Here is a 15,982-nt window from a genome sequence, read left to right on the forward strand (position 1 = left end):
TCATTACAGATCATGAAAAAATACACATATATCATATTTGCTGCATTACTTTGCTGGACAACGGCATGTAAAAAGCTGGACACGCTGCCGCCAAGCATTGTTACCGACAACGACATTTTTTCAAACAGTGCCGGTATACAGGCTTACATGGCCCGTATGTACAGCGAGCTGCCTATTGAAGATTTCAGGTACTCTCCTCAAAGAGGTTTAAACTTTTTCTGGATCATCAGTCCGTTCAGCGCTGTAAGCGGCGAAGCTTTGAGCCGCGACCAGAATGGTGCCATGCAGGAAAATCTTACTTTTGATGACAGACCCACAACCTGGTCACTTTGCTATCAAACTATCAGGGATGCCAACTATTTTGCGGAAACCCTGCCTAAATACGCGTCGAACTTTACACCTGACCAGATCAACGCCTGGCTGGGCGAAGCCCGCTTTATCCGTGGCGCTACTTATTTTGCTTTGGCAAAGCGCTATGGCGGTGTGCCTATTGTTGATAAAGTGCTGCAATATCCACAACAAAGTATTGATGAATTAAAAATTCCGCGTTCATCAGAAGAAAAGGTTTATGATTTCATAGCGACCGACCTTGATTATGCGTATACCAATTTACCCGAAACCAACCAGGTGGGCCGTGCTAATAAATATGCTGCTGCGGGCTTTAAGTCAAGGGCTATGCTATATGCAGGTTCAATTGCCAAATATAACCAGATCTCGTTGGTTGATGGCAGCGGCAACAGGCTCTGTGGTATCCCGGCAGCCAAAGCTGGCACTTACTTCAAAGCTGCTTATGACGCCGCCGTACTGTTAGAAGGCAAATACAGTCTTTATAAAAAAAACTGGGCAGCCGGCGATAAAACCGCGCAATATCAAAATTATGTAAACCTGTTTTTTGATGCTACAAGCTCCGAAAATGTATTTGTACGTCAATATCATTACCCCGAATCGGTGCATGGTTATGACGCATACAATGTGCCGCGTCAGTTAATGGGCGCCAACGGTTATTCTTCCGAGGTTAACCCTACGCTTAATTTTGTGGAGCTGTTTGACGGTATCCCTAAAAATGCTGACGGTACTATTAAAACCACAACCGGCGGTAAATATGATCTGTATACCAACACTATGGACCTGTTTGCCAATGCCGAACCAAGATTACGTGCAACAGTAATATTGCCGGGCGATGTGTTTAAAGGTGTAAGTGTTGAAATACGCCGTGGTATTTACACCGGTAGTTCAGCTGGCGGTATCAGTCCGCTTTTACCGGCTGGTTCAACCGCGCACTATCCTACTAATAATATTGTGGAGTCGGCAAATGCAAGCCAAACGCCTTATAAATTACCAAACGGTACAACCATGAACCCAGCCGGTTTAAGCGGTTATTTCACCGGCGATGGTACCTGCTCTGTTTCAGGTTTCTCTATCCGTAAAAATCTGGTGCCTGATAAGCCAACATCCGAAGTGCTTGAAAACCGCTCAGACCAAACCTGGATTGAGATGCGTTATGCCGAGGTTTTATTGAACCGTGCCGAGGCCGCTTATGAACTGAACGCTTTGGGGCAGTCAGATAAAAATTATCTGCAGGATGCCTTTACAGACATTAACCAGATACGCGAAAGGGCCGGCGCTAACCTGCTTACCAGCACTGCCGATTTGAACAATGTTAATGTTGTGCGTAATGAAAGAAGAAAAGAATTGGGATTTGAAAACAAAACCTGGTGGGATTTACGCCGTTGGAGGGTAATTGATAAAGAGCAGAATAGCACTATTTACCGTACCCTGATGCCATTTTATGTGGCTGATGCCGGTAAGTACTTCTTGGACGCCCGCTTAGATGAGCGCAACTCGCGTTATACCTTCGATGTACGCTGGTATTACGAACAGATTCCGCAGGGCGAGATACAGAAGAGTCAGAATTTAATTCAAAATCCGGGTTATTAATTTTAAGTGAGATGAAGAAACTATTTTATAGTATAGCATTAAGCGTGATAGTTGCCGCGGGCAGCTCATGCAAAAAGGTTGATAATTATGCAGCGCCTAACGTAACGTTAAAAGGGGCCGTAGTTGATGCCTCTACAGGTAAAAGTATACAAACCGAGCAGGGATCAGGTACCAGGATCAAATTATTGGAGATAAGCTATAGCAGCAATCCAACGCCTTTTTATATATCTTCGTATCAGGATGGTACCTACAACTATACCAAACTGTTTGCAGGGAAAAACGTGATCTCGGCCGAGGGGCCATTCGTTCCCCTGGTGCAGGTTGACGATGCCGGTAAAACCATTGTTGACAAAAGCCAGACGGTTGATGTTAAAGATGTAACTACGGTTAACTTTTCGGTTGAACCATTTTTAAGGATAGAATGGGTGGGCGAGCCTGTTATAAATCCCGACGGTACCATAACTACAAGTTTTAAAATTACCCGGGGCACCAGCAATCCTGCTTTTCAGCAAGATGTAAGTGACTTAGCCGTGTTTGTTAATTCAAACAAATATGTGGGTAACAATAACTATGATAATCGTTATACGCCTAAGCTTAACGGCGCTGATGCTAACAGTTCAGTAGGGAAAACTATAAGCCTTACTACAACCGGCGGTGCGCTGCCGGGTAAAAGGAGTTACTTTTTACGTGTAGGCGCAAGGATATCGTACGGCCTTAATTATTATAATTATACCGACGTTAAAACAGTAACCCTTCCTTAAACAATATATAATACCTGTGTGCAGAGGGCCGGCGTGTCAGCTGCACACAGGATTATTACCAACAAGATCTATGAAAAACATTTTATTTTTATGTTGCCTTATCGCGCTGTCATTTACCGGCTACGCGCAAAAATCCAGCACGGCTAAACTGCCCGAAAAAACTGCTTTCCAAACCAGCAGTCCATGGATACCCGAAATTGATGTACGGTCTGACATTGCCATTGTTTACGGCGCTAATGACCGCCCGGGGTTAACCTTTGAGCAGCGGGTAAAATCATGGCGCGATCACGGCTACCAGGTAAATTTTATGACCGGGATAGCCTGGGGCGATTATAAAGATTATTTTTTGGGTAAATGGGATGGCAAAAACCACCTTGGCGTTGGGCAGGTAACCATGAAAGGCGATACCATTTTCCACGGAAAAGATATGCCTTATATAGTGCCTGATAAATCCTTTATCGAATACATGAAAACCGCGGTGGTAAAAAAAGTGATCAACGCGGGCATTACCACCATTTTTTTGGAGGAACCTGAGTTTTGGGCACGCGCGGGTTACAGCGCGGGCTTTAAAGAACAATGGCAAAAATATTACGGCTTTCCCTGGAAACCACAGGATGCATCGGCTGAGAATACCTACCTGTCGAGCAAGTTAAAATATCACTTATACTATGAAACCATAAAAGAAGTATCCAACTACGCCAAGGCGTATGGCAAAAGCAAAGGGTTAAATATTAAAGTATTCATAGCAACCCATTCGCTGGTTAATTATTCATCATGGCAAATTGTGAGCCCCGAGGCCAGTCTGGCTTCGTTGCCCGGTATTGATGGCTACATCGCACAGGTATGGACAGGCACCTCCCGCGAACCTACCTTTTTTAACGGCCAGCGTAAGGAACGTGTATTTGAAAACGCTTTTCTTGAATATGGCTCAGTGGTTTCCATGACCGCGCCAACTGGTCGTAAGGTTTTTTTCCTGACCGACCCTATTGAAGACTGGCCACGCGACTGGAGCGATTACAAACGCAACTACCAGGCTACCTTCACCGCCAAATTATTATACCCCATGGTTGCTGATTATGAGGTGATGCCATGGCCCGAGCGTATTTACACCCATCCGTACAAAGTAGCCAACAGTGATACCAAAGTACTGATACCTCAATACTACTCTACCCAAATGCAGATCATGGTGAATGCGCTGAACAGTATGCCGGCATCAGCCAACCGGGTATCGGGAGTTAATGGTATAGGTGTATTAATGAGTAATACGCTCATGTTCCAGCGTTTTCCTACCCACAATGGTTTTGAAGACCCGCAGTTTTCTAACTTTTACGGGCAAACACTGCCTTTAATAAAACGCGGTGTTCCGGTACAAACTGTGCACATGGAAAACCTACAGTACGCCGCATCATTAAAAAATGTGAAGGTGTTGGTAGTAAGTTACTCCAATATGAAGCCTGTATCGGCAGCGGTGCACACCAGTTTAGCCAATTGGGTAAAACAAGGCGGCGTCCTGGTTTATTGCGGCCGCGATGATGATCCTTACCAGTCGGTAATGGAATGGTGGAACACCAAAGGCAATAAATTTACAGCGCCATCACAGCATTTGTTTAAACTGCTCAATATCAATCCAACCGGCGATGAGCAGAAATTTAAAGTAGGCAAAGGCACTGTGTATGTGTTAAGGCAAAACCCCAAGGAATATGTACTGCAAGCCGGCAAAGACGATAATTATATCAGCACGGTAAAACAGGCTTATGAAAAGGATGTCAAAGGAGGGGAGCTTACATTTAAAAACAGCCTGTACCTGGAACGTGGTCCTTATGATGTGGTTTCGGTATTGGATGAAAACGCCGACAGCAAGCCATATACCATCAAAGGTCCGGTTATTGATCTTTTTGATCCGCAATTACCGGTATTAGCCCAAAAAACCGTAAACCCGGGCGAACAGTCATTGTTATATGTGGTTGGTCGTGTACCTAACAAAAAGCAGCCGCAGGTTTTGGCTTCCGCATCAAGGATCTATGATGAAAAATCACAGACCGGCAGTTACTCATTTGTAGCCAAAAGCCCTGCTAAAACATTAAATAGCGTACGTGTGCTGTTGCCTGCACAGCCTAAAGAAACAAAGGTGACCGATAGCGCGGGCCAAAATATCAGCGATGTAAAAACATCCTGGGATGCATCGTCAAATACCCTTTATATGGGTTTTGCCAATAGCCCCGATGGTATCAGGGTTGATATAAAGTGGTGAAAATGTAAATCCAATTATATAACCTTAACATGCACCTATGAAGAAGAACACCATGATGATGAACACTTTATTGTTGCTGCTGCTATTTGCATCATGCCAAAAAAGCAACAACACCGCTGCTGCTGATAAGCAAAAAGACAGCACAAAAAAAGTAACCGCGGCACCTCCGTCTGATACGCCACGGGCGGCGCTCCGCAGTATCATTGAAAATGTAACCACGGCTGACGGTAAAATTTACAACGCTAAGGATAACACCGGCAAAACCATGGACTGCTTAAAAATAATCGCTAATCCATCAGGGGGTTATATAGGCGTATACCATACCATGATCAACGGGACATTTAAAACCAATGTAGCATCATCAACCGATCTGCTGCACTGGACATGGATCCGCGAGCTTGCCGGGAGCAATAACGGAGGCGCGTCACAGCCTGCCATTGCCGCTACTGCTACGGGCGGCTTTGTGTTGGTTTGGGAGCAGGAGCCTAACAATCACCTGAAATTTAGTTATTTTAACAGCTGGACAGACTTGCAGAACGGCGCGGTTGCTAAAACTTATGAAGCTCCGCATACACTTTCTACTTGTGCCGAGGGCACGCCAAATATATATTCAGCAAGCAGTACCGCTGTTGATGTTGGCTTTCATTACTGGTCAAACTGTGATGTTGACCGCCAGGCCCGGGGTACAACAACCTGGACATCGTGGAGCTCAACCGCGCAGCCGCAAATTGATAATGCCATTTTATACTGGGGTGTAAAAGGCAATATTGGCGACAGGGACGGGTATCTTAAATTTCAAAACTTTAACTTCGGCCTTATTGAAGGGCAGGGGGCTAAAAATGATTTCGGAACATGGCGCTGTTATCTGTATGATTATCAAACTGGCAACGCCGATAAGTTAAATATTCATACCGACGGCGGGAGCCAGGCGTTTGCAAACCCAACCATTACCGCGCTAACCGTTGATGGTAAGCCGGCTCTGGTTATTACGCAGTTTATCCCTTCACAGCTTTCGGCAAATGGCGAGGCTGGCGAATTGATCTATTACAAGAAATTATAAAACGCATTAAATTATTAAACTAAGGCCTTACTCAAATGGTAAGGCCTTTTCATAAACAACAATTGCTATAAATGAAAAAAGTAACATTGCTTGCCACCCTGCTTTTGCCAATTAAACTATTCGCCCAGTCGCCGGCTGCTACCCCTGTTGACTATATTAACCCTTTAATGGGCACCGCGTCTAAACCATCGCTGTCAAATGGAAATACATATCCGGCCGTAGCGCTGCCCTGGGGTATGAACTTTTGGACACCGCAAACCGGTAAAATGGGTAACGGCTGGCAATATACTTATGAGGCCGATAAAATACTTGGCTTTAAACAAACCCATCAGCCATCGCCCTGGATGAATGATTATGGTATGTTTTCTGTGTTCCCGGAAACCGGCAGGTTGAAATTGAATGAGGGTGAACGCGCCAGCTGGTTCTCGCACAAAGCCGAAGTAGCAAAACCTTACTATTATAGCGTTTATCTGGCCGATTATGATGTGACCACCGAAATTACACCAACGGAGCGGGCAGCCAGTTTCAGGTTCACATTTCCTAAAAGTGATAGCTCGCATATTGTGATCGACGCGTTTGACAAGGGTTCGTATGTCAAAATAATTCCGGGCGAGCAAAAAATAATAGGTTATAGCACCCGTAATAGCGGCGCTGTGCCAGTCAATTTTAAAAACTATTTTGTTATTTATATCGATAAGCCTTTTGAACTGGCATCAGCATGGCATGACTGGAAAAAAGATGGTTCACTCGAATACACGGGCGATCATGCAGGAGCGGTTATTAGCTTTAAAACCCAAAAGGGCGAACAGGTACACCTGCGGGTAGCCTCGTCCTTTATTAGTGCAGAACAGGCCGAACTCAACTTAAAAAGAGAGGTGGGTACCGGTAAATTTGAAACTATTGAGCAAAAAGCAAAAGATACCTGGAACAAAACGCTGAGCCGCTTAAAGCCTGAAGGCGGCACTATTGACCAAACACGAACATTTTACTCCAGCTTATACCGAATGCTTTTCTTCCCTAATAAAATGTATGAGGTTGATGCCAATGGGAAAAATGTACACTATAGCCCCATCAATGGTAAAACGTTACCGGGTTACTATTTTGCAGGTACAGGTTTTTGGGATACTTTCAGGGCGCTTTATCCTTTCCTAAACCTGGTTTACCCATCCATCAATAAAGAAATGCAGGAGGGTTTGGTGAACTCTTATAAAGAGGGCGGTTGGTTGCCGGAGTGGTCAAGCCCGGGCTATGCCGACTGTATGATCGGTAATAATTCGGCTTCGGTTGTTGCCGAGGCTTATTTGAAAGGCCTGCGCGGATATGATATCAACAGCTTGTATGAAGCGCTGAAACATGGCGCCAATAATGAAGGGCCAAATGCAACCGGCAGGCGTGGTGTACAATACTATAATACTTTGGGCTATGTACCCTATGATGTAAAGATCAACGAGAACGCGGCCCGTACCCTTGAATACGCTTATGACGATTTTGCCATTTATCAACTGGGTAAGGCGCTTGGAAAGCCCGCATCAGAGATTGAGGTTTACAAAAAACGCAGCCAGAATTATCATAAGCTGTTTGATCCGCAAACCAAACTGATGCGCGGTAAAAATAAAGACGGATCATTTGAAACGCCATTTAATCCCTTTAAATGGGGCGATGCCTTTACCGAAGGGAACAGCTGGCATTATAGCTGGAGCGTTTTCCATGATATACAGGGCTTGATAAACCTGATGGGCGGCAAACCGCAATTTATAGCTAAGCTCGATTCGGTATTTACTATGCCGCCTGTTTTTGATGACAGCTACTACGGCGGAGTGATCCATGAGATCCGCGAGATGCAGATAGCCAACATGGGCCAGTATGCGCATGGCAACCAGCCTATTCAACACATGATATACCTGTACAATTACGCCGGCGAACCCTGGAAAACCCAATACTGGGCGCGCGAAGCTATGAACAAACTTTACAAAGCCACTCCCGATGGCTATTGCGGCGACGAGGATAACGGACAAACCTCTGCCTGGTATGTGTTTTCGGCCATGGGTTTTTACCCGGTTACTCCGGCCAGCGACCAGTACGTATTGGGTACCCCTTTGTTTAAAAAGTTAACGGTTAATCTTGAAAATGGGAAAACCATCACTATAAATGCGCCGAATAACAGTGCCGATAACAAATATGTAAGCGGACTTAATATTAATGGCAAACCATACAATTTTAACTGGCTTAGTCACAAGGCACTGTTAAATGGTGCCGAGCTGAATTTCAGCATGTCGGCAACACCAAATAAACAACGCGGAACCAAAGCCAGCGATGTGCCTTACTCCATGAGTAATGAGAAGTAGGGTTTAAGCACTATCAATTTGTCATCCTGAATGCAGCGAAGCATCTATTGTAAGCCATGTATGCTGGTGATCAGATCTTTTACTGCGCTCAGGATGACAAATATAAAACCACGTCATTGGAACGAAGACAATAAGCCCGGGAAGTTTAAAACTTCACGGGCTTATTTAATTAAAGATCACGTCATTGCGAGCGCAGCGTGGCAATCTCATTTGTGAGTGTTTTAGGTTAACCCGCGCCCCAGCAACCCGCCTACTCCACATCGCTATTCTTTTTATAAGCCAGCCATACATAAAATGGGATACCGCCCATCAGTAGTAAAAAGCCATAATAAACAGCTTCTTTACCAGTACCGGCAATGGTCCACAGGGCATAGCCGAAGGCCAGGATAGCCAGCGTAACGGCTCCGGTTAACCCATTCATTTGTTTTTGCTTTATCCTGATTATAAGGTAAGCTGCCGCAGATAGCAGGTAAGGAATAAGTATAGACAATAAGGACAGCAGCAACAGAAAACGGAATTGCTCAACCAGGCCTTTGGTATAATTCATGCTCATAAAAATGGAAACCATAATGCTGCTTACCAGGATCCCAACATATGGTACCCCTTTTTTATTCTGCCGGGCAAAAGCAGCCGGGAATAATTTATCATTTGCAATGGCAAAAGGCATTTGGCCTTGCAGTAATGTCCAGCCATTTAGCGAGCCAAACGCGGCTATGGCAATACCGGCGCTTACCCAATAGCGCGCGTTACTGCCATATATTACTACAGCAGCATCAGCAAAAGGAGTAACCGACCGTTGCAAAGCGGCAGCCGGTACAATGCCCATCACACTAAAACTGCTTAAGATATATACCAGGGTAGCTATTAATAAACCAAGTAAAGTGGCCCGGGGAATGGTTTTTTGCGGATTGGCTACACTGCCCGCCGGTACCGTAGCACTTTCAATACCAATAAAAGCAAACATAGTCATGGTAGCTGTAGCCGTGAGTGCGCCGTAAACGGTTGTGGTGCTGCCATTAAACGGGATGAAATTTTTGAACTGTACAAAAAACAAGCCCCCTATGGCTACCAGCAGCAACGGAGCTACCTTTAAAATAGTGGTGATCAGCTGAACTTTTCCGCCGGTAACCACGCCCAGGGTATTGATATAAGTAAGCAACCAAATGGTACACAAGCCGGTAGCTATTGCCGTAACCGCGCTGGAGGCCAGTACCGGAAAAAACGTGCTCAATGCGCTTACAAAGGAAATGGTTATGGCAGCGTTGGCACATGAAACCGCCAGGTAGTAACCCCATGCCACCAGGAAGCCGGCAAAATCACCAAGTCCGTAACGGGTAAAGGCATATGGGCCGCCCGTAGCGTGAGGCAGGAGCTTGCTCAGGTTACTGAAAACTTTGGCCAAAAAAAACGAGCCAATTGCCGAAAACAGCCAGCCCAGCAAGCCAATGCTGCCAAAGGAGGCCATAGCAGCCGGCATTAAAAAAACGCCCGCGCCTATCATGTTACCCACCACTAAGGACGTGCTGGTCCATAAACCTAATTTTTTTGCTGATGATGCGGGCATACTGTAGTTTTTTTTGTGAAGATAAGATAGGTATTTATAAAATAGGCGGGTTAAAATAACACGGTGGGTTTATAAAGAAAACGAGAGCGGGCAATACCCTGCATTTTAATCAAAAAAACGGTATTTTGCTTAAACATTTATGGTGCAAAATCCTTTATAGCAGGATACATCAGCTTTTAAGCTCCTCATGAAAAAATTTGCTCCTATATTCCTGGTAACTATTTCAGCACTTTTTATTATCAGCTTTGTTTCAGTAAAAGACGATCAGCTACCCATGGCCGATAAAAATAACGGGGGCTTATATCTTCCGGGTAATTTTAAGGCCGTGGTGGTGGTTGACAGTCTGGAGGGGCGTGCCCGCCATCTGGCGGTTAACAGCAACGGCGATATTTATGTAAAACTTAGGTTTCCCGACTCTATAGGGGGCAATGTTGCGCTGCGCGATACCAATCATGATGGCAAGGCTGATATTATCAAAAAATTTGCTGACTATGAAGATAAAGGAAGCTATGGCACCGGTATGCGTATTCATAAAGGGTATTTATATTTCAGTTCACAAATTAATGTTTACCGGGTTAAGCTAAATCCCAATACACTGGTGCCCGATGGTAAGCTTGAACTTATTGTGCATGATATACATCCCGAGCATGAGCATGATGCCAAACCTATAGCTTTTGATAATAAAGGCCATATGTATATTGCTTTTGGGGCTCCATCAAATGCGTGCCAGGAGCAAAACCGCGTACCCGGATCAATGGGTATTAAAGGTTGCCCGCTGTTAAATGATTATGGCGGCATTTGGCAGTTTGATGAGGCAAAGCCAAACCAGCTGCAAAAGGATGGCATGCGGTATGCAACGGGTCTGCGCAGTGTGGTAGCTATGGACTGGAACACCGCCGATAGCTGTTTATATGTGGTAGCGCATGGGCGTGATGACCTGCGTTTACAATTCCCCCGTAAATTTAGCGCCTGGCAAAGCGCGGTACTACCCGCCGAGGAATTTATAAAAGTTAAGGAAGGCACCGATGTAGGATGGCCTTACTATTATTATGACCCCATAAAAAAGAAAAAACTGCTCAACCCCGAATATGGAGGCGACGGCAAAAAAGCCGGGAATGGTGCAAAATATGCCCAACCCATTATGGCTTTTCAGGCGCATTGGGCACCTAACGACCTGATGTTTTACACAGGCAACCAGTTTCCGCAGAGGTATAAGAATGGGGCTTTTATTGCCTTTCATGGTTCAACAAACAGGTCGCCTTACCCGCAAGCCGGATTTTTTGTTTGCTTCGTTCCTTTTAAAAACGGAAAACCCACCGGGCAATGGGAAATTTTTGCTGATGGTTTTGCAGGCCGCAACACCGTTGTCAGTGTAAGCGATGCAGTTTACCGGCCAATGGGTGTTTCAATGGGCCCCGATGGATCATTATATATAAGCGACACCGAAAAAGGAAGGGTATGGCGAATATTTTACCAGGGCGATAAAACTAAATTTACTAATGCCCAGCTGGCCAAAATGGAATTGCGGAAAAAGCTGCCGGGCTTTAAAATTCCTGATGTAATGCGTAATAACCTGATGAGCGGCATGCTTACAGCCGGCGCCCGAATTTATACTACCTACTGTGCCAACTGCCACCAAAAAAATGGCAAGGGCGACGGAAACCTTTTTCCGCCATTAAGCGGGTCTGAGTGGGTTACAGGCGGTAAATACATGGAAAAGGATTTGGCTATCAGGGTTTTGCTTAACGGGCTTGAGGGGCCTATCAAAGTTAAAAACAAGCCATACAATAGTGTTATGCCCAAACATAGTTTTTTGAGCGATGATCAAATTGCCCGCGTGCTTACCTATATCCGCAATAATTTTGGTAATAACAGTAGTTTGGTAACAGCATCCGAAGTAAAAAAAGTACGCGCAAGTTTACAGGTAAAATAATTTTCAATTATGCAGTTTAGGTGATAATATCGGCTTAACTGCTATGTATTAGAGCCTTTTTGTGTTAAAAACGCCTCATTACTTATGTTTTGGAGGATTTTTTACTGCATTATTGATGTATTGCTGCAGCGTTGTTTCGCCGTTCAAAGTAACGGTGCCCTTATTTTCCGGATGGATGTCACCAGATATTACCAGATCTGTCATGGCTATAAAGTTCTTAATGGCATCATCCGAAAAACCTATCTTCCGCAGCGTTTCATCCCACTTGCTGCGTGGTATCTGCTGTGCTTTTACATTGATTTTAAGCGCTTCGGCAAAAGCATGCGCCACATCCGTTGAGCTATGCGCGGACGGGCCGAAAGCCTCATAAATTTTACTTCCGCTATTATCATCGGCAATAATGTCTGCCGCTAATTCCGCTACATCCATTGGCGATATCATGGGTATTGACAGATCAACCGGGTAAAAGGATGGGAGAATGCCCATATCCTTAACAACCGGAATATAGGCGAGCCAGTTACTGAAATAATAAGCGGGCCTGATGAAGCTTTGTTCAACCTCCATGTCCTTAAAAGCGTGCTCAAGCAGGTAGGACATGAGCAGATTGCCTGTACCCTTATCATATTGTGCACCTATTGATGATAGGCCAACTATCTTTTTAACGGTTGATTTTTCTATTGCTTTTCTGATGTTTTCAAGGAACTTTTTGGTGTCGCCTATTACATCATCGCCTTTTCCGGTTTCCGGCGTTATAATAAAAAGTGTTTTCCCATCTTTTATTGCTTCGGTTAAAGCCGACAGGTTAAAAGCATCGGCAATGGCAAAATTACCGCCCTGCTTTTTAAGTAATTCCGCTTTTTCATTGTTTCTTACTATGCCTTTTACAGCTCGTCCTTTTTTTATCAGATTAGTTACAATGGCTGACCCAACCTGACCTGAAGCTCCGATGATAATATCCATATTTCTGTAATTAAAATTATCGGTTTATAGTTATTAATTGCTCATCTATAGGTATTTGTGGTATTTAATAATATTATAGAAAGCGTTTCTTGTTGGTAATTTAAAAAACCGCTTGCCTTAACAGTTGTTTTAATAATCTTTGATAATTCAATAGTTATAACCAGGTTTCGATATTATTAAGTAAAATATTTTATTTAATATTTATCGTATGAAGAGACGTTACTACCATAAGAACAAAAGGTGAATATCAGCAAGGGGATAATCTAGCTGATCATACAATCGCTTAACCAAATTCATGACACCTGTTGAGGGTTTTCAATCTATCTCTTTTAAAAAACAAATGAAAAGCGTTGTAAGCCATAGAGGAAATTTACATTATGAATATACCATTCGGTATTTTTATAATTACTTTTGATGCGGTTTATTTAATAGTTTTACAGCCATGTTAAAAAGAGTAGTGGTAACCGGTTTAGGCGCCCTTACGCCGCTTGGTAATAAGGTAACTGATTTTTGGAAAAATGTAGTAGCCGGAAAAAGTGCTGCGGCAAGGATCACCCATTTTGATCCAACCTGGTTCAGGACACAGTTTGCCTGCGAGCTAAAGAACTTCAATGTTTCTGATTTTCTGGATAGGGCAGACATTAAACGGACGGACCCTTTTACGCAGTACGCGCTTGTTGCATCAGATGAGGCAATAAAAGATTCGGGGTTCAATTTTGAGAAAATGGATCCGTTTGATGTAGGTGTGATCTGGGGTTCGGGCCAGGGAGGTATGGAAACTTTTGAGGAACAGGTAAAAGAATATACGCTTGGTGACGGGCATCCAAGGTTTAGCCCGTTCTTTGTGCCCAAGCTTATTACCAATATGGCCTCGGGGATGATCTCTATCCGCAATGGTTATATGGGTATTAACTATACCACTGTTTCGGCTTGTGCCACATCAAACACGGCCATTATGGATGCTTACAATTATATAAGGCTTAATAAAGCTAAGATCATTGTAACCGGTGGGTCCGAGGCCCCTATTACTCCCGCGTCTTTTGGTGGGTTTAGTTCTATGAAAGCCATGTCGGCCCGTAACCATGACCCCGAAACGGCTTCACGGCCATTTGATATAGACAGGGATGGTTTTGTAATGGGCGAGGGGGCCGGTGCTTTGGTGCTGGAAGAATATGAACATGCTGTAAAAAGAGGTGCACATATTTATGGTGAAGTAAGGGGTGCTGCTATGACTGCGGATGCTTATCATATGACCGCAACCCATCCCGAAGGCTTGGGTGCTACAAAAGGTATGCAGTTAGCTTTGCAGGAAGCAGGCGCTTCTATTACCGACATTGATTACCTGAATATGCACGCGACTTCGACCCATGTAGGCGATCTTTCGGAGTTGAAGGCCATATTATCGCTTACCAAAGGCGAGAAAAACGAGATCAGGATTGGTGCTACAAAATCAATGACCGGGCATTTACTCGGAGCTGCGGGTGCCATTGAAGCCATTATATGTTTGCTGGCAATGCGCGATAAGGTAATACCTCCTACAATTAATACCACAACATTGGATCCGGCGGTACCTGATAGCCTTAATATTGTTTTAAATGAGGCCATTGATTACCCGGTTAATTTAGCTATGAGCAATACCTTTGGGTTTGGTGGCCATAATGGTATAGTAGTTTTTGGAAAGTTATAACCGCATTCTGAAAGGAGTGTGCGTTGTTTGCTTTTTCATATAAAAAAATAGCGGTCAGATATTTCTGCCGCTATTTTTTTATAGTTATAATATTGAATTTGTTACAAACCAAAAGCTTGTTTTACTTTATCAACATAATCCAGTTTTTCCCAGGTGAACAGCTCAACTTCGCGCTTGAGCTCGGTGCCATCATGGGCAATGAACGACTTGGTTACCACTTCATTTGGTTTGCCAAAATGACCGTATGCAGCAGTTTCGCTGTAAATGGGGTTGCGTAGCTTAAAGCGGGTTTCAATAGCGTAAGGGGTCATGTTGAAAACTTCCTCTACCTTTTTAGCTATCTCGCCATCATGTAAATCTACTTTGGTGGTGCCATAAGTATTTACATAAATTCCCATAGGTTGTGCTACGCCAATAGCATATGATACCTGTACCAAAACCTCATCGCAAACGCCCGCAGCTACCAGGTTTTTAGCAATGTGGCGGGTAGCATAAGCTGCAGAACGATCAACCTTTGAAGGATCTTTACCCGAAAAAGCACCGCCGCCATGCGCGCCTTTGCCACCATAAGTATCTACAATAATCTTACGGCCGGTTAAGCCGGTATCGCCATGCGGACCGCCAATAACAAATTTACCTGTCGGGTTAATATGATACTTGATCTGATCGTTAAAAAAGTGTGCGTATTTAGGATATTTTGCTTCTACCCGCGGAATAAGAATGCTGATGATATCCTGGCTGATCTTTTCGAGCATGGTTTTTTCATCGCCAAAATCATCGTGTTGGGTTGATATAACGATAGCGTCGATACGGATTGGTTTATTATCATCGCTATATTCCAGCGTTACCTGTGATTTTGCATCCGGGCGCAGGTATTTGATCTCATTATTTTCGCGACGGATGGCAGCTAATTCAATCAAAAGGGCATGGGCGATGTCCAATGCTAAAGGCATGTAGTTATCAGTTTCAATAGTAGCATATCCAAACATCATTCCCTGATCACCGGCGCCTTGTTCTTCTTTAGCCTGGCGGTCAACACCCTGGTTAATATCAGGAGATTGTTCATGAATGGCTGATAGTACACCGCATGAGCTACCGTCAAACATGTATTCGCCTTTGGTGTAACCAATTTTGTTGATCACCTCGCGGGCTATCTTTTGTACATCTAAATAAGCCTTTGATTTTACTTCGCCGGCCAGCATAACCTGCCCGGTTGTTACCAGGGTTTCGCAGGCAACTTTTGAATTTGGATCAAAAGCTAAAAAGTGGTCAATAAGCGCATCTGATATCTGATCAGCAACTTTATCCGGGTGTCCTTCCGAAACGGATTCAGAAGTAAATAAATATGGCATATAAATTTTTATTAATTTAATTTAACAAGTCGAAAAGAAAGTTTTAACGGATCGTAGTAAAAAGAAGCAGGGTTTTAGCACTTTTTTACGTGGTTGCAATCCAGCCTGATATTTAAATGAGGCAATTAAAT

10 protein-coding genes are annotated in these 15,982 nt (G+C 44.1%); 7 read left to right on the forward strand and 3 right to left on the reverse strand.

The annotated features are described in order from the left end of the window. Positions 1-12: 12 nt before the first annotated feature. The 5 genes from J2W55_RS25120 (at position 13) to J2W55_RS25140 (ending at position 8,355) form a co-directional block, all read left to right on the forward strand. A complete protein-coding gene (locus J2W55_RS25120) occupies positions 13-1,938 on the forward strand; it encodes a RagB/SusD family nutrient uptake outer membrane protein (RefSeq protein ID WP_310103084.1) in 1,926 nt (641 codons plus the stop codon). An 11-nt stretch (positions 1,939-1,949) separates the two neighbouring features. Then, positions 1,950-2,699, forward strand: coding sequence for a DUF3823 domain-containing protein (locus tag J2W55_RS25125; RefSeq protein WP_310103087.1), 750 nt, complete (start codon positions 1,950-1,952; stop codon positions 2,697-2,699). A 70-nt stretch (positions 2,700-2,769) separates the two neighbouring features. Beyond that, on the forward strand, positions 2,770-4,950 hold the full coding sequence (locus J2W55_RS25130) for a hypothetical protein (protein ID WP_310103090.1): 2,181 nt from the start codon (positions 2,770-2,772) through the stop codon (positions 4,948-4,950). A 37-nt stretch (positions 4,951-4,987) separates the two neighbouring features. Further along, positions 4,988-6,010 (forward strand): hypothetical protein, encoded by a 1,023-nt coding sequence (locus J2W55_RS25135; RefSeq protein ID WP_310103093.1) that lies wholly within the window; start codon positions 4,988-4,990, stop codon positions 6,008-6,010. Between the two features lie 71 nt (positions 6,011-6,081). After that, a complete protein-coding gene (locus J2W55_RS25140) occupies positions 6,082-8,355 on the forward strand; it encodes a GH92 family glycosyl hydrolase (protein ID WP_310103095.1) in 2,274 nt (757 codons plus the stop codon). Between the two features lie 250 nt (positions 8,356-8,605). Here the strand turns inward: J2W55_RS25140 and J2W55_RS25145 are convergent, their stop codons facing one another. Then, positions 8,606-9,919: an amino acid permease gene (locus tag J2W55_RS25145; RefSeq protein ID WP_310103099.1), complete on the reverse strand. Its 1,314-nt coding sequence runs from the start codon at positions 9,917-9,919 to the stop codon at positions 8,606-8,608. 187 nt (positions 9,920-10,106) lie between these two features. Between J2W55_RS25145 and J2W55_RS25150 the strand changes: the two genes are divergently transcribed. Beyond that, positions 10,107-11,852 (forward strand): PQQ-dependent sugar dehydrogenase, encoded by a 1,746-nt coding sequence (locus J2W55_RS25150; protein WP_310103101.1) that lies wholly within the window; start codon positions 10,107-10,109, stop codon positions 11,850-11,852. 78 nt (positions 11,853-11,930) lie between these two features. Here the strand turns inward: J2W55_RS25150 and J2W55_RS25155 are convergent, their stop codons facing one another. After that, complete coding sequence (locus tag J2W55_RS25155; protein WP_310103103.1) at positions 11,931-12,812, reverse strand: NAD(P)H-binding protein; 882 nt, start codon at positions 12,810-12,812, stop codon at positions 11,931-11,933. Between the two features lie 442 nt (positions 12,813-13,254). On the opposite strand from J2W55_RS25155, the gene fabF reads away from it, so the two are divergent. After that, on the forward strand, positions 13,255-14,499 hold the full coding sequence (gene fabF / locus J2W55_RS25160) for a beta-ketoacyl-ACP synthase II (protein WP_310103106.1): 1,245 nt from the start codon (positions 13,255-13,257) through the stop codon (positions 14,497-14,499). Between the two features lie 101 nt (positions 14,500-14,600). Here fabF and metK read toward each other — a convergent pair whose 3' ends face one another. Beyond that, complete coding sequence (metK, locus tag J2W55_RS25165; RefSeq protein ID WP_310103109.1) at positions 14,601-15,851, reverse strand: methionine adenosyltransferase; 1,251 nt, start codon at positions 15,849-15,851, stop codon at positions 14,601-14,603. Positions 15,852-15,982: the final 131 nt, after the last annotated feature.

This window comes from Mucilaginibacter pocheonensis, from assembly GCF_031456535.1.
Taxonomy (GTDB): domain Bacteria; phylum Bacteroidota; class Bacteroidia; order Sphingobacteriales; family Sphingobacteriaceae; genus Mucilaginibacter; species Mucilaginibacter pocheonensis.